Origin of the sequence: Micromonospora sp. NPDC047707 (assembly GCF_040704235.1) — a bacterium.
Lineage (GTDB): Bacteria > Actinomycetota > Actinomycetes > Mycobacteriales > Micromonosporaceae > Micromonospora.
On sequence record NZ_JBEYSU010000031.1, the window covers coordinates 1 to 25,818 of the forward strand.

Genomic DNA, 25,818 nt, shown 5'->3' on the forward strand with positions numbered 1-25,818 from the left:
ATGCGGCCGATCTACGCGCAGACCGCCGCGTACGGGCACTTCGGTCGGGAGTTGCCCGACTTCACGTGGGAGAGCACCGACCGCGCCGCCGACCTCAAGTCGGTAGCGGGAGCCTGAGCGGCACCACGCGCAGCGACCGGCGACCCGCCGAGGGGTCGCCGGTCGCTCGTGTCTGCGTCGACGTGCCCCTGGCCCACCTCGACCGCCCCTTCGACTACCTGGTGCCCGAGGCCCTCGACGCCGACGCCGTCCCCGGCACCCGGGTGAAGGTCCGCTTCGCCGGCCAACTCGTCGACGGCTGGCTGCTGGAGCGGGCCGACGCGTCCGAGCACCCCCGGCTCGCGTACCTCGACAAGGTCGTCTCCCCGGAACCGGCGCTCGCGCCGGAGATCGCACGGCTCGCCCGCGTGGTGGCCGACCGGTACGCCGGCAGCCTCGCCGACGTGCTCCGCCTCGCCGTCCCGCCCCGCCACGCCCGGGTGGAGAAGGAACCCCACCAGCCACCCGAGGCGGGCGAACCGCCTCCCGTACCGGACGGCTGGCGCGACTACCCCGCTGGTCCGGCCCTGCTGCGGGCCCTCGCCGACGGCCGCCCCGCCCGCGCGGTCTGGTCCGCGCTGGCCGGCGAGGACTGGCCCGCCCGGTACGCGGAGGCCGTCGCCGCGACCGTCGCCGGTGGCCGGGGCGCCGTGGTGGTGGTCGCCGACGCGCGCGACCTCGACCGGCTCGACGCGGCCCTGACCGGCGCCCTCGGTCCCGGCCGGCACGTCCAGCTCACCGCCGCGCTCGGTCCGGCCCGGCGGTACCGGGCGTTCCTCGCCGCCCGCCGTGGCGACGTCCCGGTCGTGATCGGCACCCGGGCCGCCATGTTCGCCCCGGTGCACCGGCTCGGTCTGGTCGCCATCTGGGACGACGGCGACGACCTGCACGCCGAACCCCGGGCCCCCTACCCGCACGCCCGCGAGGTGCTGCTGACCCGCGCCCAGCTCGCCGACGTCGCCGCCGTGGTCGGCGGGTACGCCCGCACCGCCGAGGCCCAACTGCTCGTCGAGACCGGATGGGCCCGCGAGGTCGTGGCCGACCGGGCCACGGTCCGCGCCCGTACCCCGGCCATCGCCCCCACCGGCGACGACCCGCAACTGGCCCGCGACCCGGGCGCGGCCACCGCCCGGCTGCCCAGCCTCGCCTGGACCACCGCCCGCGACGCGCTGCGCGCCGACGCCCCGGTGCTGGTCCAGGTGCCCCGCCGCGGCTACCTGCCGTCGGTGGCCTGCGCCACCTGCCGCACTCCGGCCCGCTGCCCACACTGCGCCGGCCCCCTGGCCCTCCCGTCCGCCGAGGGGGCTCCCGCCTGCCGCTGGTGCGGGCGCGTCGCCGCCGCGTACGCCTGCCCGGAGTGCGGGGGACGGCGCCTGCGGGCCTCGGTCACCGGCGCCCGGCGGACCGCCGAGGAACTGGGCCGGGCGTTCCCGGGCGTGCCGGTACGGACCTCCGGGCGGGAGGAGGTCCTCGCGACCGTGCCCGGCGGCGCCGGCCTCGTCATCGCGACCCCGGGCGCCGAGCCGGTGGCCGACGGCGGCTACGGCGCCGTGCTGCTGCTCGACTCGTGGGCGCTGCTCACCCGCGCCGACCTGCGGGCGGGGGAGGAGGCGTTACGGCGGTGGCTCGGCGCCGCCGCACTGGCCCGTCCCGCGGCGGCCGGCGGCCGGGTGGTGGTCGTCGCCGACGGCGGGCTCGCCCCGGTCCAGGCGCTGCTGCGGTGGGACGCGGCCTGGTTCGCCGCCCGGGAACTGGCCGAGCGCCGCGACCTGGGCTTCCCCCCGGCGGTCCGGATGGCCAGCGTCACCGGCCCACCGGCCGCCGTCGCCGACCTGCTCGCCGAGGCCCGGCTGCCCGAGGACGCGGAGGTGCTGGGCCCCGTCCCCGCCGACGACGACCGGGAACGGATGCTGGTCCGGGTGCCCCGGGCCCGCGCCGCCGCCCTCGCCGGGGCGCTGCACGCCGCGGCCGGGGTGCGCGCCGCCCGCAAGGCCGCCGACCCGGTCCGGCTCCAGGTCGACCCCCTCGCCCTGTTCTGACCGGTCGCACGCCGCGCCACGGTCATCACCGTCCGTCACCGAAGCGGGTGTGACGGACACGCTGTGTGGGAAGTGACCCGGGTCCGGGTGATAGCATCGCCCGTCATCAGCCGGTGATCAGAGGTGGACCAGTCGTGACCGTTCGTCAGTCGATCGTCTTCAACGGTGACCTCGGCAGCGGCAAGAGCACCGTCTCCGTGGAGATCGCCAAACGCCTCGGCATGCGCCGGGTCAGTGTCGGCGACCTCTACCGGCAGATGGCGCAGGAGCGGCAGATGACCGCCCTCCAGCTCAACCTGCACGCCGAGCTGGACCAGGCCGTCGACGGTTACGTCGACCAGCTCCAGCGGGACATCGCCGCCTCCGGCGAGAGCCTCGTCATGGACTCCCGGCTGGCCTGGCACTTCTTCACCGACGCGCTCAAGGTCCACATGATCACCGAGCCGGGCGAGGCGGCCCGCCGGGTGCTCCTGCGGCCCTCCGGCCCCGCCGAGAGCTACACCTCCCTGGAGGAGGCCAAGGCCAGGCTCAAGGAGCGCAGCGAGAGCGAGCGCGGCCGGTTCATCGTCCGGTACGGGGTGGACAAGGCCCGGCTGCGGAACTACGACCTGATCTGCGACACCACCCGGGCCACCGCCGAGGACGTGATCGAGCACATCGTCGACGCGTACGAGGGGCGGCTCGGCCCGGACGTGCTGCGGGACACCCCGCCGCTGCTGCTGCTCGACCCGGCCCGGGTCTACCCGACCGAGGACATCGCCGCCCTGCGCGACCTGTGGGACACCGAGTTCGTCGACGACGTCGCCGCGGCCGGCGACGAGGCCCTCGAACCGCTGCGGATCGGCTACACCGGCGAGTACTTCTTCGTCGTCGACGGGCACCGCCGGCTCAGCGCCGCGCTCCAGAACGGGTTCCGGATGGTGCCCGCGCGGCTGGTCGCCGAGGTGGACGAGCCCGTGGTCGGCGGGATGAGCGCGATCGACTACTTCACCGCCCAGGTGCGGCCCAGCCTGATCCACGACTGGGAGGCGGCCCACAAGATCGAGCTGCCGCTGCCGGAGCACGCCCTGCTGGGGCGCGGCGCCGTGCTGGCGGGGGAGCCCGGCGCCGGTTCCTGACCGCCGGGTCGGCCCGGCCCGCCCCGGCGGGGCTCCCGGCCCCGTCGCGTCGGCGCGACCCGCACCGGCGGCCCGTGCCTCGGCGGGGCTGACGGCGGGCCGCCGCGCGCGCATGATGGAGCCTCCGGCACCCCTCGACGCGGGAGGCGACTCATGGACGCATCCGAGGCGGTCGCACTGCTCATGTCGCCGCAGGGGCGGCTCGACCCGTACCCGACGTACGAGCGGCTGCGCGCGCACGGGCCGGTGGTGGAGGCCGCGCCCGCCTTCTTCGTGGTCACCGGGTACGCGGAAGCCGACGCGATCCTGCGCGACGCCCGGTTCGGCGTGCTCGACGACGACCTGCGGGACAACCTCTGGCCCGGATGGCGGCAGAGTGCGGCCGTCGCGTCGATCTCCCGCTCGATGCTGCGGACCAACCCGCCGGACCACACCCGGCTGCGCCGGCTCGCCGCCGGGGCCTTCACGCCACGCCGGGTCGCCGCCATGCGGGACGTCGTCGCGGCGCAGGCCGACCAGCTCATCGACGCGATGGCCGAGCGGGGACGGGACGGCACGCCGGCCGACGTCATGGCCGACTTCGCGTACCCGCTGCCGGTGGGGGTGATCTGCGCGCTGCTCGGCGTACCCGCGCAGGACCGGCCGCTGTTCCGCCGCTGGGCGGCCGACCTGACCGGCATCCTGGAGCCGGAGATCACCCCGGAGGACCTGGCGGTGGCGGACCGGGGCGCCACCGAGCTGAGCGACTACTTCGCCGAGCTGGTCGCGGCGCGACGGCGGGCACCCGCCGACGACCTGACCACCGCCCTCGTGCAGGTGCACGACGCCGACGGTGACCGGCTCTCCGGCGACGAGCTGCTGGCGAACCTCGTGGTGCTGCTGGTCGCCGGCTTCGAGACCACCACCAACCTGCTCGGCAACGGCCTGGTCGTGCTCCTGGACCACCCCCGGGAGGCCACCGCGCTGCGCGCGCACCCCGACCTCGCGCCGGCGTACGTCGAGGAGCTGCTCCGGTACGACTCCCCGGTCCAGCTCACCACCCGCCGCAGCGACGCGCCGGCCCGGGTCGGGGGCACGCAGCTGCCGGCCGGCAGCTGGGCGCTGCTGCTGCTCGGTGCCGCCAACCGCGACCCCCGGCGCTTCCCGGAGCCGGCCCGGTTCGACCCGTGGCGCGCCCAGCCGCATCCGCTCTCCTTCGGGGCCGGCCCGCACTACTGCCTCGGCGCCGGGCTGGCCCGGCTGGAGGCGCAGGTCGCCTTCCCGCTGCTGCTGCGCCGGCTGCCCGGCCTGGCGCTGGCCGGCACGCCCCGCCGCCGGACCCGGTTGACGCTGCGTGGCTACGACACCCTCCCGGTCACCGTCGCCGCGGCGGTCGGCGATCGCGGTACGCCGGCCGGGGCCGGCCCGGCCACTCCGTAGACTGGTACGGCACGCCCGTCGCCGAGCCCACGAAGGAGCCACCCCGCGTGACCGTCCAGCCCATCCGTCTGTTCGGCGACCCGGTGCTGCGCACGCCGGCCGATCCGGTGGTCGACTTCGACGTCGAGCTGCGCAAGCTCGTCGCCGACCTGACCGACACGATGCGCGAGCAGAACGGGGCCGGCCTCGCGGCGCCGCAGCTCGGCGTGGGCCTTCGGGTGTTCACCTTCGACGTCGACGACGTGGTCGGCCACCTGGTCAACCCGGTGCTCGAGTTCCCCGACGAGGAGGAGCAGGACGGCCCGGAGGGCTGCCTCTCCATTCCCGGGCTCTACTTCGACACCAAGCGTCGGCAGAACGTCATCGCCAAGGGCTTCAACGGCTACGGCGACCCGATGCAGATCGTCGGCACCGGCCTGATGGCCCGGTGCGTGCAGCACGAGACCGACCACCTCGACGGTGTCCTCTTCGTCGACCGGCTCGACGCGGCCGGCCGTAAGGCGGCCATGAAGGCGATCCGCCAGGCCGAGTGGTACGACCCGGCCGCCCCGCCGACGGTCAAACTCAGCCCGCACGCCGCCAGCAGCCCCCTCGGCCTGGGGCGGTGACCGGCCGATGCGCCTGATCTTCGCCGGCACGCCGGCCGTCGCCGTCCCCGCTCTGGAGGCGGTCGCCGCCTCCCGCCACGAGCTCGTGGCCGTGGTCACCCGGCCGGACGCCCCCGCCGGGCGCGGTCGTGGGCTGTCCCGCTCCCCGGTGGGCGCCTGGGCCGACCAGCACGGCGTCGAGGTGCTCACCCCCGCCCGGCCGCGCGAGCCCGAGTTCCTCGACCGGCTGCGCGAGCTGGCGCCCGACTGCGTGCCCGTCGTGGCGTACGGGGCGCTGGTCCCGCCGGCCGCCCTGGAGATCCCCGGGCACGGCTGGATCAACCTGCACTTCTCGCTGCTGCCCGCGTGGCGGGGCGCGGCGCCGGTGCAGCACGCGGTGCTGCACGGCGACGAGCTGACCGGCGCCAGCGTGTTCCAGTTGGAGGAGGGGCTGGACACCGGGCCGGTGTTCGGCACCGTCACCGACGAGATCCGCCCCACCGACACCTCCGGGGACCTGCTGGAGCGGCTCGCCCACTCCGGCGCCGGCCTGCTGGTCGCCGTGCTCGACTCGATCGAGGACGGCACCGCTCGGGCCGAGCCGCAGCCGGCCGACGGGGTGTCCCTGGCGCCGAAGCTCACCGTCGAGGACGCGCGGGTCCGCTGGACCGACCCGGTGTTCGCGGTGGACCGCCGCATCCGCGCCGCCACCCCCGCCCCCGGCCCGTGGACCACCTTCCGCGACGAGCGGGTGAAGCTCGGCCCGGTGACGCCGGTCGCCGACGGTCCCGACCTGAAGCCGGGGGAACTGCTGGTGGAGAAGTCCCGGGTGCTGGCGGGCACCGCCACCACGCCGGTGCGCCTCGGCGAGGTCCGGGCCGCCGGCAAGAAGGCCATGCCGGCGAGCGACTGGGCGCGTGGCGCCCGGGTCGCCGCCGGGGAGGTCTTCGCGTGACCGACCGCGCCGACCGCTCCGACCGTCCCGACCACCCCCACGGCGGCCGTTTCGACGCCGGCCCCGCGGGCGTCCCGGACGCCGCCCGTCTCGGCCGGGCCGACGAGCCCGGCTCCACCCGGTTCGGGCGGGCCACCGGTGGCCGGCCGGACCGCGCCGCGCCCCGGCGGGCCGGTGCGCCCCGCGACGACCGGCGGGCGGGCGCCGGCCGCCCGGAGCGCGGTGCCCCCACCGGGGGCGCACGCCCCGGTCGCCGTCCGGGCCCCGCCGACCGGCCCCGGTACGCCGCGTACCAGGCGATCGAGGCGGTCAACCGGGATGACGCGTACGCCAACCTGGCGCTCCCGGCGATCCTCCGCGACGCCGGGCTGGCCGGCCGTGACGCCGCCTTCGCCACCGAGCTGACCTACGGCACACTGCGCCACCTCGGCACCCTCGACGCGATCCTCACCGACGCCGCCGGGCGGGACGTGGCCCGGATCGACCCCCCGGTCCGCGACGCGCTGCGGCTCGGCGCGTACCAGCTGCTGCACACCCGGGTGCCCGCGCACGCCGCCGTCTCGTCGACCGTCGACCTGGTCCGGACCGTCGGGCCGGGCGCGACCGGGTTCGCCAACGCGGTGTTGCGCGAGGTCGCCGGTCGGGACGCCGACGCGTGGGTGGCGAAGCTCGCCCCGCCGATGGACACCGACCCGGTCGGCCACCTGGCGCTCGCGTACAGCCATCCGCAGTGGATCGTGCGGGCGTTCGCCGAGGCGCTCGGCAGCGACCTCGGTGAGACCACCCGCCTGCTCATCGAGGACAACGAACGCCCGCCGGTGCACCTGTGCGCCCGCCCCGGGCTCGCCGACCCGGTCGAGCTGGCCGACGAGGTCGGCGGCGCGCCCGGCGCGTTCTCCCCGTACGCGGTCTACCTGGGCGGCGGCGCGCCGGGCGACCTGCCGGCGCTCGCCGAGGGCCGGGCGCACGTGCAGGACGAGGGCTCCCAGCTGGTGGCCGACGCCCTCGCCGTGGCCCCGCTCGACGGGCCGGACGGGCGGTGGCTCGACCTGTGTGCCGGCCCGGGAGGCAAGTCCGGCCTGCTCGGCGCCATCGCCGCCCAGCGGGGGGCGCGGCTCACCGCGGTGGAGGTGTCCGAGCACCGCGCCCGCCTCGTCGCGCAGGCCACCCGCGATCTGCCGGTGACCGTGCTGAACACCGACGGCCGCGCCGTCGGCGACCACCCGAAGCTCGCGGAGGAGCACTTCGACCGGGTGCTGGTCGACGCGCCGTGCACCGGCCTGGGGTCGCTGCGCCGGCGGCCCGAGTCGCGTTGGCGCCGGCAGCCGTCGGACCTGCCGGCGCTGACCCGGTTGCAGCGGGAACTGCTCGGGGCGGCGCTGCGGGCGGTGCGCCCCGGCGGTGTGGTCGCGTACGTCACCTGTTCGCCGCACACCGTCGAGACGCACGTGACGGTCACCGAGTCGGCCCGCCGGGCCGGGGTGCCGGTCGACTTCGTCGACGCCCGCCCGCTGCTGCCGGCGGGGATGCCGGGGCTCGGCGGTGGGCCGACGGTGCAGTTGTGGCCGCACCGGCACGGCACCGACGCGATGTTCCTCGCGGTGCTGCGCCGCGGCTGACGCGGCCGGCCGCTCAGCCCATCGGCAGGCCTGAGCGGCCGGCGCCCTTCATCGAGCGGGTGAGGTTGCGCTCGCTCACCCACAGGAAGCACTGCACGCCGCGGTTGCCGTCGCGCCACTCCGCCTCGAGCGGGTGGTACCAGATCGAACCGGTGCGGAAGCGGACCTCGCCGCGCGGCACCTTCGCGTACGCGGCGATCAGCGCCAGGCAGCCGTCGCGGACGCGGCGGTCGTTCTTGGTGAACGCCGCGTAGCTGGTGTCCGGCGCGACCCAGACGCCGACGAACTCGGCGTGGTGCGGGCGGGTGCACGACACGGGGGTCATCCGAATGATCCGGTCGTCCTTGACGGCCGGGTTGAAGCAGGTGTGCCGCAGCGGCGACGAGCCGGCCAGCGCCCCGCCGAGACGGGCCGTGCGGGTGACCACGCTCGGGTCGTCCATGCTCCGGATCTCCGCCGCGTCGCAGCGGAACCAGCGGGCCCCACCCGTCCAGGCGGCCGGTGACGGGAACACCACGGACAGGCCGACCCGGCCGCTGCGCCAGTCCGCGCCCAGCGCCCGCGTGGCCTCCCGGTCGCAGGTGGCGTGCGCGGTGCGCGTCCCGGCGGAGCCGGGCGACGGCGGCGTCGTCCCCGTCGCGCCGGCGCCGGTCAGCGTGCCCACGTGCAGCGTCTCCACCCGGTGCGGCCGCTCGCACGGCACCGGGTCGTACGCCCCGAGGTAGCCGACCCGGGCCACGTGCGCGTGGCACGTCCCCGCCTCGGGGACGAAGGCGGTCGGGGCGCTGATCGTGGCCCAGTCGTCGACCAGGTCACCGTCGGTGCCGGCCGGCGGCGCGACGCAGCCGGTGAGCGCCACGACCACCACGCCGAGCGCCATTCCCGCGAACCAGCGTCGCTTCACCCTCCGACCTCCCGTCGCCCGGTGGACGCGGCACCGTCGATGCCGGCCACGGAGCGGGAGCATACGTCAGATCGCCGGCAGCCCCTGCGGGCCCGCGCCGCGCATCGAGCGGGTCAGCTTCCGGTCGTCACTCCACAGGAAACAGCGCACGCCCCGGTCGCCCTCCTCCCACTCCCGCTGGGACGGCGGGTAGAAGATCGAGCCGGCCCGGTACGGCAGGTCGCTGTTGTTGGGCACGTCGGCGAAGGCGGCGATGAGCGCCATGCAGCGCTGGTGTGCCCGCTGCTCGTTGCGGGTGAACTCCGCCCAGCTCATGTCGCGTTCCACGTACACGCCGACGAACTCGGCCCGGTGCGGCTCGGTGCACAGCACCGGCGCCATGTAGTTGAGGTTCTCGCCGATCAGCTTGGGGTCGAAGCAGCGGTGGATCAGCGCGGAGTCGCCGAGCATCGCGCCGCGGAGGCTCCCGGTCCGGTTGACCGGCCGGGTGTTGTCGATGCTGTCGGTCTCGCTGAGGTCGCAGCGGAACCAGCGGGCGCCACCGGTCCACGCGGGAACGGACGGCAGGGCGATGTTCATGGTGAGGCGGGCGGAGTGCCAGTCACCGCCGAGCACCTCGCGGACCCGCTGGTCGCACTCGGCGCGGGCGGCGCGCAGGTCCGGCGAGCCCGGTTCGGGCCGGCGGGCGCCGTCGGCGACCGGGCCGGTGAACGTGCCCACGTGTACGGCCTCCGCCAGGTGGTTGCGGGCGCAGTCCACCGTCTCGTACGTGCTCGCCTGCACCACGGCGGTGATCCGGGGGAGGCAGACCCCGGCGGCCGGGACGAACAGCCGCGCCTCGGCCAGCGCGGGCCAGTCGTCGGTGAGGTCGCCGTCGGATCCGCCGGGCCGTACGCAGCCGCCGAGCAGGAGCGCGGCCGCGCCGGCCAGCGCCACCGCTCGGAGAGGAAGCCACCGTCGCATCATCCGCCCTTTCCGGGAGCTGACGGCCGGCCACCGCGGACCCGGCCGGCGCGCCAGGTGGTCGTGCGGCCCACGTCACCGTCCCTCATGGAGTTTTGCCGTGTTTCCGTCATCCAGCCAGTCACGAATGACCCTTCGTCCGGATTCACCCGTCCGGAACGGCCAATTCTGCACCACTGGTCACCGCTGGGTCACAGGGCGTCCCGGTTGGTGCCGTGCCGGCGGCGGCTGGTGGCCGCGTTCGTACACTGGCCCCGTGACCGTACCGCCGCCCATCGTCGCGCCGAGCATCCTGGCCGCCGATTTCGCCCGCCTCGCCGACGAGGTCCGTGCCGTCGAAGATGCCGCCGACTGGTTGCACGTGGACGTCATGGACAACCACTTCGTGCCGAACCTGACCATCGGGCTGCCGGTCGTGCAGAGCCTGCGGGCCGCCACGAAGCTCCCGTTCGACGTGCACCTGATGATCGAGGATCCGCGCCGGTGGGCCCCCGGGTACGCCGACGCCGGGGCGTACAACGTCACCTTCCACGCGGAGGCCTGCGACGACCCGGTGGCGCTGGCCAAGGACCTGCGGTCGGCCGGGGCGAAGGCGGGGCTGGCGATCGACCGGGACACTCCGGTCGAGCCGTACCTGGACCTGCTGCCCAGCTTCGACACGCTGCTGATCATGACGATCAAGGCGGGCTTCGGTGGGCAGCGGTTCATCCCGCACCTCCTCGACAAGGTGCGCACGGCGCGCCGGCACGTCGACGCCGGCCACCTGGAGGTGCGCATCGAGGTCGACGGCGGCATCGCCGCCGACACCATCGCCCAGGCCGCCGAGGCCGGTGCCGACGCCTTCGTCGCCGGCACCGCCGTCTACGGCGCGGACGACCCGGCCGAGGCCGTCCGAAAACTGCGGGCCATGGCGGAACGCGCGGCTTCCGGGGCCTGAGGTGGACCCGGCCGGCGACCGCCCGGACGTCATCCTCGTCGTCGACGACGACGAGGACATCGCGCGCTTCGTCGAGTTCAACCTCCGCCTGCACGGGTACGAGGTGATCCACGCCAGCGACGGCCAGGAGGCCCTCGAGGTGATCGGGCGTCAGCGTCCCGACCTCGCCGTGGTGGACCTGATGATGCCGCGCGTCGACGGCCTGGAGCTGACCCGGCGGCTGCGCGCCGACCCGATGACCGCGGCGCTGCCGGTGATCATGCTGACCGCCAAGGGGCTCACCGTGGACAAGGTGCACGGCCTCAGCGCCGGCGCCGACGACTACCTGGTCAAGCCCTTCGACACCGCCGAACTGGTGGCCCGGGTCAGCTCCACCCTCCGTCGCAACAAGGAGTTCCGCGAGGTCTCGCCGCTGACCGGGCTGCCCGGCAACAGCCGGATCCGCCGGGAGATCGCCGACCGCGTCCGGGTCGGGTCGGACTACGCGGTCGGCTACATCGACATCGACCGGTTCAAGAGCGTCAACGACCGGTACGGCTTCGTCCGCGGCGACGACTTCATCTCCGCGCTGGCCCGCAGCCTGCACCGGGCCGTGGTGTCGGTGGGCCTCCCACCGGCCTTCCTCGGGCACGTCGGCGGTGACGACTTCGTCTTCGTCTGCACGCCGGAGCAGGTCCGGCCGCTCACCTCGCGGGTCTCGGCCGACTTCGAGAAGGCCGCCGACGCGCTGTACGACCCGTCGGACGCCGCCCGCGGCTACGTCGAGCTGAAGGACCGGCGCGGCAACCTGCGCCGTGCCGCCCTGGTCACGCTCTCGATCGGCGTCTCCGTCTCGGACGCCGACAGACGCATCACCAGCCCCCTGGAGGCGATGACGATCGCCTCGGAGATGAAGACGGTGGCGAAGAGCCAGCCCGGCTCGTACGTGGCGGTGGACCGGCGCCGCGGCGTGGCCGATCCGAGCGATCGTCATGTGAAGTAGCTCGCGAGGGTGGCGACAGTCGCCCCGGAGCGTGTAAGACTGCCGGTAGTACCCACCACGCGCTGGCGGGACTCGGTGTAATTCCGAACCGGCGGTGATCCACGGTGCGACCGTGGTAAGCCCGCGACCCGGGAGCGGTTCGTCCGCCCGGTGGACCTGGTGAGACTCCGGGGCCGACGGTTGGGTGCGGGCACACCCGCGCTCAGACAGTCCGGATGGGAGACAGCGCGCGGGACGGACGGGCCGTGCCCGGCTGCCGACCTCGGCATGCCGTGACCGCCCCCCGGGTCGGCCCTGCCGTCCCCGGATTCCGCCGCCGCACGCCCGCGGCCCGATGCCGTCGCTCCCGTCGCCGCCCGCGCGCCGACCGGCGAGTGAGAGGGCAGGGCATGGCCGGCGTCTCCGTCGACGAGGCGATGCGTCGCGCGGTCGAACTCGCCGCGCGCGGTCTCGGCACCACCAGCCCCAATCCGGTCGTCGGCTGCGTGCTGCTCGACGCGGACGGCCAGGTCGTCGGTGAGGGCTTCCACGCGTACGCCGGCGGGCCGCACGCCGAGATCGTCGCGCTGGCCCAGGCGGGGGAGCGGGCCCGCGGTGGCACCGCCGTCGTCACCCTGGAACCCTGCGACCACACCGGTCGCACCGGCCCCTGCAGCACCGCGCTGGTGCAGGCCGGGGTGTCCCGGGTGGTCATCGCCGTGCCCGACCCGAACCCGGTCGCGTCCGGCGGCGCCGCCACGTTGCGCGCCGCGGGGGTCCAGGTCGACACGGGGGTACGCGCCGCCGAGGCGGAGGCCGGCAACATCTCCTGGCTGACCTCGATGCGCCGGGGCTGGCCGTACGTCATCTGGAAGTACGCCGCGACGCTGGACGGCCGGTCGGCGGCCGCCGACGGCACCAGCATGTGGATCACCTCCGAGGCGGCGCGGATGGACGTGCACGCCCTCCGCGGGACGGTCGACGCCGTCATCGCCGGCGTGGGCACCGTGCTGGCCGACGACCCCCGCCTCACCGCCCGGAACCTGCGCGACGGCAGCCTGGCCATCCGCCAGCCGCTGCGGGTGGTGGTCGACTCGGCGGGGCGTACCCCGTCCGGGGCACGGGTCCGCGACGCCGCCGCCTCGACCTGGATCGCCACCGCGGCGGAGGTCGGCGCCGGCCCCGACGGCCGGGTGGACCTGGCGGCGCTGCTCGCCGTGCTGCACGGCCGCGGGGTGCGGGCGGCGCTGCTGGAGGGCGGGCCGCGCCTGGCCGGCGCGTTCCTCGCCGCCGGCCTGGTCGACAAGATCGTCGGGTACGTCGCGCCCCGGCTGCTCGGCGCCGGCCCGACCGCGTTGGTCGACGCGGGTGTGACCACGATCGCCGAGGCCATCGAATTGGAGCTCGTCGACGTTACGCAGGTCGGTCCCGATCTGCGGATCACCGCGCTGCCCCGGAAGAGGGAGGGCTGACATGTTCACCGGCATCGTCGAGGAGTTGGGCGAGGTCGTCCGGGTCACCGAGACCGCGGGCGACTCCGCGCTGGTCGCGATCCGTGGCCCCCTGGTCACCTCGGACGCCCGGCACGGCGACTCGATCGCGGTCAACGGCGTCTGCCTGACCGTGGTGGACGTCGCCGACGGGACGTTCACCGCCGACGTGATGGGGGAGACGCTGCGCCGCTCCGCGCTCGGCGCGCTGCGGCCGGGCGACCCGGTCAACCTGGAGCGGGCCGCCGCGCTCGGCAGCCGCCTGGGCGGGCACCTGGTGCAGGGGCACGTGGACGGCGTCGGCGAGGTCGTCTCCCGGGAGCCGGCCGACCAGTGGGAGACGGTACGGTTCCGCCTCCCCGCCGCCCTGGCCCGGTACGTGGTGGAGAAGGGCTCGATCACCGTCGACGGGGTGTCGCTGACCGTGGCGGGCGTCGGGACCGACTGGTTCTCGGTCGGCCTGATCCCGACCACGCTGAAGCTCACCACCCTCGGGACGCGCGGTGTCGGCGACCCGGTCAACCTCGAGGTCGACGTGCTGGCCAAGTACGTCGAGCGCCTGCTCGGCGCGCACCTGCCGGGCGAGGCGGGCCGGCCGGAGGGGGGCCTGCCCGGCGCCGTCGGCCTGCCCGGCGCCGTCGGCCTGCCCGGCAGCGGCGGCCTGCCCGGCGTCGCGGCCGCGGGCGGGGTGGCCTGATGGGCCCGCTCGGCTGGCTGCTCGACGCCCAGGTGAGCATCGCCGGCTCGCCCGTGCTGGTCCGCGAGATCGTCGGCAACGTCTTCGGCCTCGCGTCCGCCCTGCTCGGGCTGCGCCGGCTGGTGTGGGCGTGGCCGGTCGGCATGATCGGCAACGCGTTGCTGTTCACCGTCTTCCTCGGCGGGGCGTTCGCCACGCCGCAGGCGCACGACCTCTACGGCCAGGCCGGCCGGCAGCTGTTCTTCTTCGGCGTCAGCCTCTACGGCTGGTGGCGCTGGTCGCACAACCGCCGCCGGGGCGCCGACGGGGCGCCGGCCGTGGAGCCGCGCTGGGCCACCGGCCGGGAACGGCTCGGCCTGCTGCTCGCCGCCGTCGCCGGGACCGCGGCCGCGTACCCGGTGCTCGCCGCACTGGGCTCCTGGGGCCCGCTGCCGGACGCGTGGATCCTCACCGGCAGCCTGCTCGCCACCTACGGGATGGCCCGCGGCTACGTCGACTTCTGGCTCATCTGGATCGCCGTCGACGCGGTGGGCGTGCCGCTGCTGCTGCGCGGCGGCTACTACCCCTCGGCGGCCATGTACCTCGTCTACGGCGCGTTCTGCGTCTGGGGCCTCGCCGCGTGGTGGCGCACGTCGCGCGCCACCCGCCCCGCCCCGATCACGCCGACCTACTCGGAGGCAGTCGCATGAGCACCTTTGGCAGCATCGAGCAGGCCGTGGAGGACATCGCGGCCGGCCGGCCCGTCGTCGTGGTCGACGACGAGAACCGGGAGAACGAGGGCGACCTGATCTTCGCGGCCGAGCTGGCGACGCCGGAGCTGCTCGCGTTCATGGTCCGGTACACGTCGGGCTACATCTGCGTGCCGCTGACCGAGAGCGAGTGCGACCGGCTGGACCTGCCGCCCATGCACCACACCAACCAGGACAAGCGCGGCACCGCGTACGCGGTGACCGTGGACGCCCGGGAGGGCGTGAGCACCGGCATCTCGGCCGCCGACCGGGCGCACACGATCCGGCTGCTCGCCGACCCCACCACCGGCCCCGCCGACCTGGCCCGACCGGGCCACGTGGTGCCGTTGCGGGCCCGCGAGGGCGGCGTGCTGCGCCGGCCCGGGCACACCGAGGCCGCGGTCGACCTGACCCGGCTGGCCGGGCTGCGCCCGGCCGGCGTGCTCTGCGAGCTGGTGAACGACGACGGCACGATGATGCGGCTGCCGGACCTGGAGAAGTTCTGCGCCGAGCACTCGTTGACCCTGGTCACCATCGCGGACCTGGTCGCCTACCGGCGGCGGACGGAGAAGCAGGTCGAGCTGGTCGCCGACACCCGCATGCCGACGAGCCACGGCGTGTTCCGGGCCCTGGGCTACCGCAGCGACTACGACTCGGCCGAGCACGTCGCGCTGGTGATGGGTGACATCGGCGACGGCCGGGACGTGCTGGTGCGGGTGCACTCGGAGTGCCTCACCGGCGACGTGTTCGGCTCGGTCCGCTGCGACTGCGGCCCGCAGCTCAACGCCGCCCTGGACCGGGTCGCCCAGGAGGGGCGGGGCGTGGTGCTCTACGTCCGCGGGCACGAGGGGCGGGGCATCGGCCTGCTGCACAAGCTCCAGGCGTACCAGCTCCAGGACCTGGGCCGGGACACCGTCGACGCCAACCTGGACCTGGGCCTGCCGGCGGACGCCCGGGACTACGGCACCGGCGCGCAGATCCTCTACGACCTGGGCGTGCGCTCGATGCGGCTGCTCACCAACAACCCGGCCAAGCGCGCCGGCCTGGAGGGGTACGGCCTGACCATCACCGGGCGCGAGGGCCTGCCGGTGCGGCCGCACCCGGAGAACGTTCGCTACCTGCGGACCAAGCGGGACCGGATGGGTCACCTGCTGGACGAACTGGACGAGGTGACCGAGGCGCCGATGGGCCGCCCGGTTCCCGGCGACGAGATCGGAGCGTAGACATGGCGGGATTCGGGGAGCCGGGCATCGACACCGTCGACGCGACCGGTCTGACGGTGGGAGTGGTCGCGGCCCGCTGGCACGGTGACCTCACCGACCACATGCTCGACCGGGCGGTCGCCGCCGCCGAGGCCTGCGCGGCGCGCTCGGTGGTGGCCCGGGTGGCCGGCTCGGTGGAGCTGCCGGTGGTCGCCCAGGCCCTCGCCCGCCGCTGCGACGTGGTGGTCGCGCTCGGTGTCGTGGTGCGCGGCGCCACCGCCCACTTCGACTTCGTCTGCCGCTCGGTCACCGACGGGCTCACCCGGGTGGCGCTGGACGAGGGCAAGCCGGTCGCGCACGGCGTGCTGACCGTCGACACCATCGAGCAGGCCCGGGACCGGGCCGGCCTGCCCGGCTCGGCCGAGGACAAGGGCTGGGCGGCCACCGTCGCCGCGCTCGACGCCGCCCTCGCCATCCGCGGCGTGTCGGCGGCCTCCGCCCAGCGCGTCGGCTTCGGCGGCTGACCACGGGACGGACGCGCCGGACCCCTGCGGCGCCGCGGCGGCCCGGTGGTTGAGAGAATCGGCCGGTGAAGACGTTCGAGGAGTTGTTCGCCGAGCTGCAGGCCAAGGCCGCCGCCGGCACCCCGGGCTCGGGCACGGTCGCCGCCCTGGAGAAGGGGGTGCACTTCATCGGCAAGAAGGTCGTCGAGGAGGCGGCCGAGTCGTGGATGGCCGCCGAGCACGAGGGGCCCGAGCGGGCCGCCGAGGAGATCTCGCAGCTGCTCTACCAGGTGCAGGTGCTGATGCTTGCCACCGGTCTCGACCTCAAGGACGTCTACCGACATCTCTGAGTGCGTCCCCGTGTCGATCCTCCCCGATCCCAAGGAGCACTCCGTCATGCTGCGTGTCGCCGTTCCCAACAAGGGCGCCCTCGCCGATTCGGCCGCCCAGATGCTGCGCGAGGCGGGCTACCGCCAGCGCACCGACCCGAAGGACCTGGTCTGCCGGGACGAGCCCAACGACATCGAGTTCTTCTACCTGCGCCCGAAGGACATCGCCACCTACGTCGGCTCCGGTGACCTGGACGTCGGCATCACCGGCCGGGATCTGCTGATCGACTCCGGCGCGCCGGCCGAGGAGATCGTCGACCTGGCCTTCGGCCGGGCCACCTTCCGCTTCGCCGCCCGCCCCGAGGACGTCGACTCCGTGCAGGAGCTGGGCGGGCACCGGATCGCCACCGCGTACCCCGGCCTGGTCGAGCGGCACCTCGCCGACCTCGGTGTGAAGGCCGACGTGATCCGCCTCGACGGCGCGGTGGAGAACGCCATCCGTCTCGGTGTCGCCGACGTCGTCGCGGACGTGGTGGAGACCGGCGCCACGCTGCGGCAGGCCGGCCTGGTCGTGTTCGGCGAGCCGCTGCTGCGGTCCTCGGCCGTCCTGGTCCGCCGCGCCGCCGCGCCGACCCACCCGCAGTGCGAGCAGCTTCTGCGCCGCCTGCACGGGGTCCTCGTCGCCCGGCGCTACGTGATGCTCGCGTACGACGTGCCGGCCGGCCTGCTCGACCGGGCCAGTTCGCTGACGCCGGGCATCGAGTCGCCGACTGTCTCCCCGTTGCACCGCGAGGGCTGGGTGGCCGTGCAGGCGATGGTGCTCCGCGACGACGTGCACCGGATCATGGACGAGCTGTACGAGTTGGGTGCTCGCGCGATCCTCGTCACGAACATCCACGCGTGCCGGCTGTGAGGCGGCCCTTCCGGGCGCCCGAAGCCTCGTCGGTATTACCGCCGGCCCCGGCGGCACCCCGCCTGGTGCCCGCCTGGGTCGCGCTGGTCGTGGTGACCCTCGGCGGGGTCGCCTCGGCGGCGCAGGGTGCGGTGAACGGCGAGCTGGGCGAGCGGGCCGGCGACGCCACCCTCGCCGCCGTGGTCAACAACCTCGGCGGATGTCTCCTGGTGGGGCTCGGGGTACTGGCGCTCCGGTCGCTCCGCGCCGACCTGCGCGGGTTGCGCGGGGCGCGCCTGCCCTGGTGGGCGTACCTGGGTGGGCTCGGCGGCGCGGCAATCGTCGTGCTCGGCGCGTACGTGGTGCCGGTGCTCGGGGTGGCGGTGTTCACCATCGCCCAGGTCGCGGGCGGCAGCCTCGGCGGGCTGGCGGTGGACCGGGCCGGTCTCGCACCGGTGGGGCGGATCGCGTTCACCGGTCCCCGGCTGGCCGGGGCGCTGCTGGGGGTGGCGGCGGTGACGCTGGCCCAGCTCGGGCAGCCCGTCGGCGACCTGGCTCTGGGCGTGGTCCTGCTCGCCGTCGTCGGCGGCGTCGCGGTGGCGTTGCAGTCCGCGCTCAACGGCCGGGTCTCGGCCGCCAGTTCCGCCGCCGCCGGGGTGGCGGTGAACTTCGCCGTCAGCACCCCGGCCGTGCTGCTCGTCGCGGCGCTGGCCGGGGCCCTGACCGGTCCCGCCCCGTCCTGGCCGGACGCCTGGTTCCTCTACACCGGCGGTCTCCTCGGCGTCGGCATCGTCGCCAGCCTGGTGGTCGGCGTCCGGGTGGTGGGCGTCCTGCGGACCGGGCTGCTGCTGGTCGCGGGCCAGCTCGGCGGCGCGCTGGTGCTGGACGCGCTGCTGCCCGGCGGCCCCGGCGTCCGGCTGCCGGTGCTCGCCGGGGCGCTGCTCACCCTGGCCGCCGCTCTGCTCGCCGGCCGGGGCTCCGGGCAGGGCCGTGGATGGCGCACCGGACGGGGCGTCGGGCAGGGTTCCGGGCGGGGTGACACAGTGCCCGCCCCGTCCGTCGGGCCGGCGGGGTTGCCCACCCAGAGCACTCGGCCGGACCTGGGTGAACCGGTGGACCGGCCGTCCGGCCGCCGCTCCTGATCGCCCGAGCCCCGGCCAACCGCCCGGCGCCCTTTGCTCTGCTTCAACGGACGCACCAGTTCCGGCCCGAAACCTCCGCGTGGGGTGAAGCAGAGCAAAGGGCCTGCATCACCCGGTCGCCGCCACCGGCGGCTCGTCGGCTGGCCACCCAGGCCGGCCCGCGCCCACCATCCGCCGGCCCGCCGTGGCGGATCAGCGGGCCGGGGCCGGTCGCGTGTGGCGGGCGCGGGCGGGCCCGGGGCGGGTGGCAGACTGGTGGGGTGAGCGAAACCGAGTCGATCCGCATCCGGCCCCGCCGCATCCGGCTGGTCTGCTGGGCCTCGGCGGCGGTGCTGGTGGTGGTGTTCACCCTCCTGGCCACGTCGCTGACCGGGCCGACCGGCAACGGCTACGGCACGTTCCAGCGGGGCGACCAGCTCGCCATGATCGGCCTCGGCGTGTTCGGCGCGCTCGGCTTCCTGCTCTTCACCCGCCCGATGGTCGAGGCTGACGCGCGGCGGGTGCGGGTGCGCAACGTGATCGGCTCGTACGAGCTGCCGTGGGAGGTCGTCCGCGGGGTCCGCTTCGACCGGGGCGCCCCGTGGGCCAGCCTGGAGCTGCACGACGACGACCTGGTGCCGATGGTGGCCCTCCAGGCCGCCGACAAGGAACTGGCCGTCGAGGGGGTCCGCGCGCTGCGCCGCCTGCACCAGGCCCACCAGACCCGCCTGGCCGAGGGCGCCTCCGGCCGCTGACCGGCCGGGCGGCACCCCGGCCGGCGCGCGTTCCCGGCCGGCCGCCATGCCCGGTTTGGGGTCACCCTGGGCGGGGGTGTAGTGTTGTCGAGTCGACCAGGCTGTCCGCGTTTGTGCGGGCGGCCGTGAAAGTGGGGCGCCTGCTCCCACCCGAGTCGCCGCGAGGCGGCCGGGTCCGGTCACCGGTTCCGGGCACGTCCCGGCGCCGGATGCGCGACCATGTGGTCGTGCCGACCGGTCGAGCGGGCCCTGGCATGCGCCGGGGCCTTCTGCTTTCCGGGTCGGTTCCCACCCGGGAGCCGCGGGGTCGGCCACGCAGGAACACTCGACTCGAGGAGGCCCCATCAGCGTCGAACCACGCGTGAACGAGCAGATCCGGGCACGTGAGGTCCGACTGGTCGGCCCTGAGGGTGAGCAGGTGGGCATCGTCCCGCTGGAGCGCGCCCTTCAGCTGGCCGCGGACGTCGACCTGGACCTGGTCGAGGTTGCGCCGATGGCGCGCCCGCCGGTGTGCAAGCTCATGGACTTCGGCAAGTTCAAGTACGAGAGCGCACTCAAGGCGCGCGAAGCGCGGCGTAACCAGCAGCAGACCGTCATCAAGGAGATGAAGCTCCGGCCGAAGATCGACCCGCACGACTACGAGACCAAGAAGGGTCACGTGGTGCGGTTCCTCAAGGCCGGCGACAAGGTCAAGGTGACGATCATGTTCCGCGGTCGGGAGCAGAGCCGCCCGGAGCTGGGGTACCGGCTCCTGCGCCGGCTCGAGTCCGAGATCTCGGAGCTGGGGTACGTCGAGGCCGCGCCGAAGCAGGACGGCCGCAACATGATCATGGTGCTCGCACCGCACCGCGCCACCAAGGCGGCCGCCACGGCGGCCCGCGGCGGCGCGCTACCGCGGGGCGAGCGGGAATCCGGCGCCCCCGAGGCGGCGCCGCCGGTCGAGCCGGCCGGACCCGCCGGGACCACCGGCGAGTAACAGGGGAGAAGACGTTCCACATGCCGAAGATGAAGAGCCACACCGGGATGGGCAAGCGCGTCCGGCTGACCGGTAAGGGCAAGGTCGTGAAGCAGCAGGCGGGCCTGCGCCACAACCTGGAGAAGAAGCCCTCCACCCGGACCCGCCGCCTGACCGGCACCGTCGTCGCCGCCAAGGCCGACGTCAAGCGCATCAAGAAGCTGCTCGGCCGCTGACGCGCGCCACCTGAACCGAAGAAGGAGTTGAGATGGCACGCGTCAAGCGGGCTGTGAACGCCCAGAAGAAGCGCCGTACCCTGCTGGAGACCGCGAGCGGCTACCGCGGTCAGCGCTCCCGCCTGTACCGCAAGGCCAAGGAGCAGGTGCTGCACTCGATGCAGTACGCCTACCGGGACCGTCGTGACCGCAAGGGCGACTTCCGGCAGCTGTGGATCCAGCGGATCAACGCGGGTGCCCGCGCCAACGGGCTCACCTACAACCGCCTGATCCAGGGCCTCAAGCTGGCCGGCATCGAGGTCGACCGGAAGATCCTGGCCGACATGGCCGTCAACGACGCCGCCGCCTTCGCGGCGATCGTCGAGCTGGCCCGCGCCGCCGTCGCGGCCGAGGGCACCGGTGGCGCCGCGGCCCAGGCCGCCTGATCCACCCACGGCAGATCGAGGCGTCTCCCATGCAGTCACGACCGCACGGGAGGCGCCTCGACGCCGTCTCCGGGCCGTTCACGCCGCGTACCCCACGGGTTGTCGCCGCCCGTCGGCTCCAGCGCCGCCGGGACCGCGACGCGGCCGGCCGGTTCCTGGCGGAGGGGCCGCAGGCGGTCCGCGAGGCCCTCACCCGGCCCCGCACGGTCCTGGAACTCTTCGGTACGCCGGCCGCGCTCGACCGGTACACGGACCTGGCCGCCCGCGCCGCCGCCGCCGACGTACCCGTCTCCGAGGTCACCGACGAGGCCCTCGCCGCGCTCACCGAGACCGTCGCCCCGCAGGGCCTCGTCGCCGTGTGCCGGCACCTCGACGTACCGCTGGACACCGCCCTGGCGCGCGGGCCGCGGCTGGTCGCGGTGCTCGCCGGCATCCGTGATCCGGGCAACGCCGGCACCGTGCTGCGCACCGCCGACGCGGCCGGCGCCCAGGTGGTCGTCTTCGCCGGCGAGGCGGTCGACCCGTACAACGGCAAGGCGGTGCGGGCCTCAGCCGGCAGCCTCTTCCACGTCGACGTGGTGCGCGCGCCCGACCCCCTCGCGGCGGTCGCCGCGCTGCGGGCCGCCGGGCTCGCCGTACTGGCCACCACCGGGTACGGCGCGGACGACCTGGACGACCTCGCCGACGCCGGCCGGCTGGCCGCCCCCACCGCCTGGCTGTTCGGCTCCGAGGCGCACGGGCTGGCCGACGAGCTGACCGCCGCCGCCGACGCCCGCGTCCGGGTGCCGCTGCACGGGCGCGCCGAGAGCCTCAACCTGGCTGCGGCCGCCGCGGTGTGCCTGTACGCTTCAGCGAGAGCGCAGCGCCGGCCGTCGACCGGCCGCGCGGCCGAGACAACAGGGGAGAGTGCCCGCCCATGAACGCGCCACGGCGTTCGTTTAGCCAGCCCGCCGGTGTCGGCGGGCGGCGGGCCTGACCTGCTCTCCGCACAACTCCCACCGGCGGGCTGCGGCGAAGCCGCGCGTCCGTAGACTCGCTTCGCCGCCTGACGAGGGCCGGCGCCGCCGTGAGGGAGTGCCCGTACGCCATGACCTACCGCAACGATCCGTACGACCCGAAGCAGGTCGCCCTGCTCGACCCGGCCGCCCTGGCCGAGGCCGTCGCCGCCGCCGAGAAGGCGTTCGCCGACGCCGCCGACCCGGACGCGCTGACCGCGCTGCGCCCCGCGCACCTGGGTGACCGGGCCCCGGTCTCCCTGGCGCGCCGCGAGATCGGCGCGCTGCCGCCGGCCGCCAAGGCCGACGCCGGCAAGCGGGTCAACGAGGCCCGCCGGGCGATCGAGTCCGCGTACGCCGCCCGCGCCGAGGTCCTCGAGCGGAAGCAGGCCGAACGGATGCTGATCGAGGAGCGGGTGGACGTCACCCTGCCGTACGACCGGCGCCCGCAGGGCGCGCGGCACCCGGTCAGCACCCTCATGGAGCAGATCAGCGACTTCTTCGTCGGGATGGGCTACGAGGTGGCCGAGGGTCCCGAGGTCGAGCTGGAGTGGACCAACTTCGACGCGCTGAACATCCCGCCGGACCACCCGGCGCGCGGCCTGATGGACACCTTCCACGTCGCACCGGAGAGTTCGGGCCTGGTGCTGCGGACCCACACCTCGCCGGTGCAGGCGCGGATGATGCTGACCCGCAAGCCGCCGATCTACGTGATCTGCCCCGGCCGGGTCTACCGCACCGACGAGCTGGACGCCACCCACGCGCCGGTCTTCCACCAGGTGGAGGGCCTGGTGGTCGACAAGGGCATCACGATGGCGCACCTGCGCGGCACCCTGGACCACTTCGCGCGGGCCATGTTCGGCCCGGACGCGAAGACCCGGTGGCGCCCGCACTACTTCCCGTTCACCGAGCCGTCGGCCGAGTTCGACGTGTGGTTCCCGGAGCACCGCAAGGGTCCGCAGTGGGTCGAGTGGGGTGGCTGCGGCATGGTGAACCCGCGCGTGCTGCGGGCCTGCGGCATCGACCCGGAGGTCTACTCCGGATTCGCCTTCGGCATGGGCATCGACCGGACGGTCATGTTCCGCCACGGTGTCGGCGACATGCGGGACATGGTCGAGGGCGACGTCCGGTTCACCCGGGCGTTCGGATACGGGGCGTAGTGCGGGCACGAGTTACGGAGACGGTGGTCTGAGTCATGCGAGTTTCTGTCAGCTGGCTGCGCGAGTACGTCGAGCTGCCGGCCCACCTGGCCCCGGCCGACCTGGAGCAGGCCCTGGTGGACCTGGGCATCGAGGTCGAGTCCATCGTGGACCTGGGTGAGACGGTCACCGGGCCGCTGGTGGTCGGTGAGGTCCGGGAGATCGAGGAGCTGACCGGTTTCAAGAAGCCGATCCGGTTCTGCCGGGTCGACGTGGGCGACGCCAACGGCACCGGCGAGCTCCAGGAGATCGTCTGCGGGGCGCGGAACTTCACCGTCGGCGACCGGGTGGTGGTGATCCTCCCCGGCGGCGTGCTGCCCGGGAACTTCGCCATCGGGGCCCGCAGGACGTACGGGCGCAACTCCAACGGCATGATCTGCTCCGCGAAGGAGCTGGGGCTCGGTGACGACCACTCGGGCATCATCGTGCTGCCCGAGTCCAGCCCGGCCAAGCCCGGCGACGACGCCCGCCCGGTGGTGGGGCTCGACGACGTCGTGGTCGAGGTTGAGCTGACGCCCGACCGCGGCTACCAGATGTCGGTGCGCGGCATCGCCCGCGAGCTGGCGCACGCCGTCGGGGTGCCGTTCCGCGACCCGGGGCTGGTGCCGGCGCCGGGCGCCACCGAGCGGCCCGCGTACCCGGTCGAGGTGCGTGACACGGTCGGCTGCGACCGGTTCGCCGCCCGGATGGTGCGTGGCGTCGACCCGGCCGCGCCCTCGCCCGCCTGGATGGTGCAGCGGCTCACCACCGCCGGCGTCCGCAGCATCTCGCTGCCGGTCGACATCACCAACTACGTGATGCTCGAACTGGGCCAGCCGATGCACGCGTTCGACGCGGACCGGATCGCCGGCACGCTGGTGGTCCGCCGCGCCGAGCCGGGGGAGAAGCTGACCACCCTGGACGGGGTGACCCGTACGCTCGCCGCCGAGGACATGGTGATCTGCGACGACACCGGGCCGGTCTCGCTCGCCGCGGTGATGGGCGGGGAGACCAGCGAGGTGGTCGAGGGCACCACGAACGTGCTGTTCGAGGCCGCCCACTGGGATCCGGTGATGGTCGGGCGCACCGCCCGCCGGCACAAGCTGTTCAGCGAGGCCGCGAAGCGCTGGGAACGGGGCGTCGACCGGGCCCTGCCGCTGGTCGCCATCGAGCGGGCGGTCCGGCTGCTGGTCGAGCACGGCGGCGGCACGGTCGGCGACGAGATCCTCGACCTCGACCACGTCCGGCCGCGTACGCCGATCAGCATGCCGGCCGACCTGCCGTCGCGGCGGGTCGGGGTGGCGTACCCGCCGGCGCGGGTGGCCGACCTGCTGGAGCGGGTCGGCTGCACGGTCGCCGGCGGCGCGGACCGGCTCGCCGAGGATCCGGGCGAGGTCGGCGTGTCGGCCGGCGGCGCGGTCGCGCTGACGGTCACCCCGCCGACCTGGCGGCCGGACCTCACCGACCCGGCCGACCTGGTCGAGGAGGTGGTCCGCCTCGACGGGTACGACCGCGTGCCGTCCGTGCTACCGGTCGCGCCGGCCGGCCGCGGCCTCACCTGGCAGCAGCGGCGCCGCCGGGCGATCGCCCGGGCGCTCGCCGACCAGGGGTACGTCGAGGTGCTGTCGCAGCCGTTCGTCGCCCCCGACCTGGCCGACCTGCTCGGGTTGCCGGCCGACGACCCGCGCCGGCGGGCGGTGCGCCTGGCCAACCCGCTGTCGGAGGAGGAGCCGCTGCTGCGCACCACGCTGCTCGGCCCGCTGCTCGGCGTGCTCCGGCGCAACCTGGGCCGGGGCCAGCGTGACCTCGCCCTGTACGAGGTCGGCGCGGTCTTCCACCTGCGCCCCGACGCGGGGACCCCGCCGCACATGGGGGTGGAGCACCGCCCGTCGGACGCCGAGTTCGCCGCCGCCGACGCGGTCCTGCCGGACCAGCCGCGGCACGTCGCCGTGGTGCTGGCCGGTGAGATCGAGCCGACCGGCTGGTGGGGTGCGGGCCGCCCGGCGGGCTGGGCGGACGCGGTCGAGGCGGCGCGGACGGTGCTGGCGGTGGCCGGCCTGCCCGACGACCGGGTCACCGTGCGGGCCGCCGAGCACGCGCCCTGGCACCCCGGGCGGTGCGCGCAGGTGCTGGTCGACGACACCGTCGTCGGGCACGCCGGTGAGCTGCACCCGGCGGTCGTCGCCGCGCTGGAGCTGCCCCGGCGGACCGCCGCGATGGAGCTGAACCTGGACGCCGTGCCCGCCGCCCCGATGCTCCAGGCGCCGGCTGTCTCGTCGTTCCCGCCCGCACTGATCGACGTGGCCCTGGTCGTGGACGCCTCGGTGCCGGCGGCGCAGGTCCAGCAGGCGCTGGTGGAGGGCGCCGGTGAGCTGCTGGAGTCGGTGCGCCTGTTCGACGTGTACTCCTCCGAGCAGCTCGGGGCGGGGCGTCGGTCGCTGGCGTACAAGCTGACGTTCCGGGCGCCCGACCGCACCCTGACGGTGGAGGAGGCGGTGGCGGCCCGCGACGCGGCGGTCGCCCGCGCCGCCGAACGCCACGGCGCCACCCTCCGGGGCGCGTGAAAGGAAGGGGCCCCTGTTAACGCCTCCGGTAGAGGGAGGGACCCCTGTTAACACCTGTGCAGCACCGGTGAGGCCCGTGTCGTGCTCAGCGCGGCACGGGCCTCGTTGCGTCACGGACGGGGTGATCCGCGACACGACCACATTCCCATGCAACTGATTGCATGACCATGCAGCCGATTGCTAGCCTTGTCTGCATAGTCATGCGGA

General features: G+C 75.0%; 24 protein-coding genes and 1 pseudogene. 23 read left to right on the forward strand and 2 right to left on the reverse strand.

Annotation, left to right across the window (positions count from 1 at the left end):
* Window positions 1-113 precede the first annotated feature (113 nt).
* The 6 genes and pseudogenes from AB0873_RS25355 to AB0873_RS25380 form a co-directional block, all read left to right on the forward strand.
* Window positions 114-2,078: a primosomal protein N' gene (locus tag AB0873_RS25355; RefSeq protein ID WP_366602751.1), complete on the forward strand. Its 1,965-nt coding sequence runs from the start codon at window positions 114-116 to the stop codon at window positions 2,076-2,078.
* Between the two features lie 134 nt (window positions 2,079-2,212).
* Entirely contained in the window at window positions 2,213-3,196 is a 984-nt protein-coding gene (locus tag AB0873_RS25360) for an AAA family ATPase (RefSeq protein WP_366602644.1), read from the forward strand.
* Between the two features lie 153 nt (window positions 3,197-3,349).
* Window positions 3,350-4,615, forward strand: a complete 1,266-nt coding sequence (locus AB0873_RS25365) for a cytochrome P450 (RefSeq protein ID WP_366602646.1) — start codon at window positions 3,350-3,352, stop codon at window positions 4,613-4,615.
* Window positions 4,616-4,662: 47 nt separating this feature from the next.
* Window positions 4,663-5,223, forward strand: coding sequence for a peptide deformylase (gene def / locus AB0873_RS25370; RefSeq protein ID WP_366602647.1), 561 nt, complete (start codon window positions 4,663-4,665; stop codon window positions 5,221-5,223).
* A 7-nt stretch (window positions 5,224-5,230) separates the two neighbouring features.
* Window positions 5,231-6,157: a methionyl-tRNA formyltransferase gene (fmt, locus tag AB0873_RS25375; RefSeq protein WP_366602649.1), complete on the forward strand. Its 927-nt coding sequence runs from the start codon at window positions 5,231-5,233 to the stop codon at window positions 6,155-6,157.
* 275 nt (window positions 6,158-6,432) lie between these two features.
* Window positions 6,433-7,776: pseudogene (locus tag AB0873_RS25380) on the forward strand (transcription antitermination factor NusB); the annotation flags it as partial.
* A gap of 13 nt (window positions 7,777-7,789) precedes the next feature.
* Here AB0873_RS25380 and AB0873_RS25385 read toward each other — a convergent pair.
* On the reverse strand, window positions 7,790-8,656 hold the full coding sequence (locus AB0873_RS25385) for a septum formation family protein (protein WP_366602753.1): 867 nt from the start codon (window positions 8,654-8,656) through the stop codon (window positions 7,790-7,792).
* Between the two features lie 90 nt (window positions 8,657-8,746).
* Window positions 8,747-9,643, reverse strand: coding sequence for a septum formation family protein (locus AB0873_RS25390; protein WP_366602650.1), 897 nt, complete (start codon window positions 9,641-9,643; stop codon window positions 8,747-8,749).
* A 256-nt stretch (window positions 9,644-9,899) separates the two neighbouring features.
* On the opposite strand from AB0873_RS25390, the gene rpe reads away from it, so the two are divergent.
* The 17 genes from rpe (at window position 9,900) to pheT (ending at window position 25,611) form a co-directional block, all read left to right on the forward strand.
* Complete coding sequence (gene rpe, locus AB0873_RS25395; RefSeq protein ID WP_155332722.1) at window positions 9,900-10,580, forward strand: ribulose-phosphate 3-epimerase; 681 nt, start codon at window positions 9,900-9,902, stop codon at window positions 10,578-10,580.
* A 1-nt stretch (window position 10,581) separates the two neighbouring features.
* Window positions 10,582-11,562, forward strand: a complete 981-nt coding sequence (locus tag AB0873_RS25400; RefSeq protein ID WP_366602652.1) for a response regulator — start codon at window positions 10,582-10,584, stop codon at window positions 11,560-11,562.
* Between the two features lie 389 nt (window positions 11,563-11,951).
* Window positions 11,952-13,013 carry a bifunctional diaminohydroxyphosphoribosylaminopyrimidine deaminase/5-amino-6-(5-phosphoribosylamino)uracil reductase RibD gene (gene ribD, locus AB0873_RS25405; RefSeq protein WP_366602654.1) on the forward strand — a complete coding sequence of 354 codons (1,062 nt, stop codon included), beginning with the start codon at window positions 11,952-11,954 and terminating at the stop codon, window positions 13,011-13,013.
* A gap of 1 nt (window position 13,014) precedes the next feature.
* Window positions 13,015-13,728: a riboflavin synthase gene (locus AB0873_RS25410; protein WP_366602655.1), complete on the forward strand. Its 714-nt coding sequence runs from the start codon at window positions 13,015-13,017 to the stop codon at window positions 13,726-13,728.
* Window positions 13,728-14,417, forward strand: coding sequence for a nicotinamide riboside transporter PnuC (pnuC, locus tag AB0873_RS25415; protein ID WP_366602657.1), 690 nt, complete (start codon window positions 13,728-13,730; stop codon window positions 14,415-14,417). The genes AB0873_RS25410 and pnuC overlap by 1 nt, the downstream gene beginning before the upstream one ends.
* Window positions 14,414-15,679, forward strand: coding sequence for a bifunctional 3,4-dihydroxy-2-butanone-4-phosphate synthase/GTP cyclohydrolase II (locus AB0873_RS25420; protein WP_155332717.1), 1,266 nt, complete (start codon window positions 14,414-14,416; stop codon window positions 15,677-15,679). The genes pnuC and AB0873_RS25420 overlap by 4 nt, the downstream gene beginning before the upstream one ends.
* A gap of 2 nt (window positions 15,680-15,681) precedes the next feature.
* Window positions 15,682-16,182: a 6,7-dimethyl-8-ribityllumazine synthase gene (gene ribH / locus AB0873_RS25425; protein WP_366602659.1), complete on the forward strand. Its 501-nt coding sequence runs from the start codon at window positions 15,682-15,684 to the stop codon at window positions 16,180-16,182.
* Between the two features lie 65 nt (window positions 16,183-16,247).
* Entirely contained in the window at window positions 16,248-16,511 is a 264-nt protein-coding gene (locus AB0873_RS25430; protein ID WP_155332715.1) for a phosphoribosyl-ATP diphosphatase, read from the forward strand.
* Window positions 16,512-16,557: 46 nt separating this feature from the next.
* Complete coding sequence (hisG, locus tag AB0873_RS25435; protein WP_366602661.1) at window positions 16,558-17,403, forward strand: ATP phosphoribosyltransferase; 846 nt, start codon at window positions 16,558-16,560, stop codon at window positions 17,401-17,403.
* A gap of 65 nt (window positions 17,404-17,468) precedes the next feature.
* Entirely contained in the window at window positions 17,469-18,524 is a 1,056-nt protein-coding gene (locus tag AB0873_RS25440; protein WP_366602663.1) for a DMT family transporter, read from the forward strand.
* A gap of 260 nt (window positions 18,525-18,784) precedes the next feature.
* Entirely contained in the window at window positions 18,785-19,258 is a 474-nt protein-coding gene (locus AB0873_RS25445; RefSeq protein WP_366602665.1) for a PH domain-containing protein, read from the forward strand.
* Window positions 19,259-19,619: 361 nt separating this feature from the next.
* Entirely contained in the window at window positions 19,620-20,234 is a 615-nt protein-coding gene (infC, locus tag AB0873_RS25450) for a translation initiation factor IF-3 (RefSeq protein ID WP_155332711.1), read from the forward strand.
* A 20-nt stretch (window positions 20,235-20,254) separates the two neighbouring features.
* Window positions 20,255-20,449, forward strand: coding sequence for a 50S ribosomal protein L35 (gene rpmI / locus AB0873_RS25455; protein WP_155332710.1), 195 nt, complete (start codon window positions 20,255-20,257; stop codon window positions 20,447-20,449).
* 32 nt (window positions 20,450-20,481) lie between these two features.
* Window positions 20,482-20,874 carry a 50S ribosomal protein L20 gene (gene rplT / locus AB0873_RS25460; RefSeq protein WP_155332709.1) on the forward strand — a complete coding sequence of 131 codons (393 nt, stop codon included), beginning with the start codon at window positions 20,482-20,484 and terminating at the stop codon, window positions 20,872-20,874.
* A 29-nt stretch (window positions 20,875-20,903) separates the two neighbouring features.
* Window positions 20,904-21,794 (forward strand): RNA methyltransferase, encoded by an 891-nt coding sequence (locus tag AB0873_RS25465; protein ID WP_366602668.1) that lies wholly within the window; start codon window positions 20,904-20,906, stop codon window positions 21,792-21,794.
* 167 nt (window positions 21,795-21,961) lie between these two features.
* Entirely contained in the window at window positions 21,962-23,029 is a 1,068-nt protein-coding gene (pheS, locus tag AB0873_RS25470) for a phenylalanine--tRNA ligase subunit alpha (RefSeq protein ID WP_366602670.1), read from the forward strand.
* A 35-nt stretch (window positions 23,030-23,064) separates the two neighbouring features.
* Complete coding sequence (gene pheT / locus AB0873_RS25475) at window positions 23,065-25,611, forward strand: phenylalanine--tRNA ligase subunit beta (protein WP_366602672.1); 2,547 nt, start codon at window positions 23,065-23,067, stop codon at window positions 25,609-25,611.
* Window positions 25,612-25,818 lie beyond the last annotated feature (207 nt).

Coding starts and splice junctions, on each gene's coding strand:
- pheT (WP_366602672.1), top strand. CDS start 23,065: ATGCGAGTTTCTGTCAGCTGGCTGCGCGAGTACGTCGAGCTGCCGGCC.
- pheS (WP_366602670.1), top strand. CDS start 21,962: ATGACCTACCGCAACGATCCGTACGACCCGAAGCAGGTCGCCCTGCTC.
- AB0873_RS25365 (WP_366602646.1), top strand. CDS start 3,350: ATGGACGCATCCGAGGCGGTCGCACTGCTCATGTCGCCGCAGGGGCGG.
- fmt (WP_366602649.1), top strand. CDS start 5,231: ATGCGCCTGATCTTCGCCGGCACGCCGGCCGTCGCCGTCCCCGCTCTG.
- ribH (WP_366602659.1), top strand. CDS start 15,682: ATGGCGGGATTCGGGGAGCCGGGCATCGACACCGTCGACGCGACCGGT.
- AB0873_RS25420 (WP_155332717.1), top strand. CDS start 14,414: ATGAGCACCTTTGGCAGCATCGAGCAGGCCGTGGAGGACATCGCGGCC.
- rplT (WP_155332709.1), top strand. CDS start 20,482: ATGGCACGCGTCAAGCGGGCTGTGAACGCCCAGAAGAAGCGCCGTACC.
- hisG (WP_366602661.1), top strand. CDS start 16,558: ATGCTGCGTGTCGCCGTTCCCAACAAGGGCGCCCTCGCCGATTCGGCC.
- AB0873_RS25385 (WP_366602753.1), bottom strand. CDS start 8,656: ATGGCGCTCGGCGTGGTGGTCGTGGCGCTCACCGGCTGCGTCGCGCCG.
- rpmI (WP_155332710.1), top strand. CDS start 20,255: ATGCCGAAGATGAAGAGCCACACCGGGATGGGCAAGCGCGTCCGGCTG.
- pnuC (WP_366602657.1), top strand. CDS start 13,728: ATGGGCCCGCTCGGCTGGCTGCTCGACGCCCAGGTGAGCATCGCCGGC.
- AB0873_RS25390 (WP_366602650.1), bottom strand. CDS start 9,643: ATGCGACGGTGGCTTCCTCTCCGAGCGGTGGCGCTGGCCGGCGCGGCC.
- AB0873_RS25410 (WP_366602655.1), top strand. CDS start 13,015: ATGTTCACCGGCATCGTCGAGGAGTTGGGCGAGGTCGTCCGGGTCACC.
- ribD (WP_366602654.1), top strand. CDS start 11,952: ATGGCCGGCGTCTCCGTCGACGAGGCGATGCGTCGCGCGGTCGAACTC.
- AB0873_RS25465 (WP_366602668.1), top strand. CDS start 20,904: ATGCAGTCACGACCGCACGGGAGGCGCCTCGACGCCGTCTCCGGGCCG.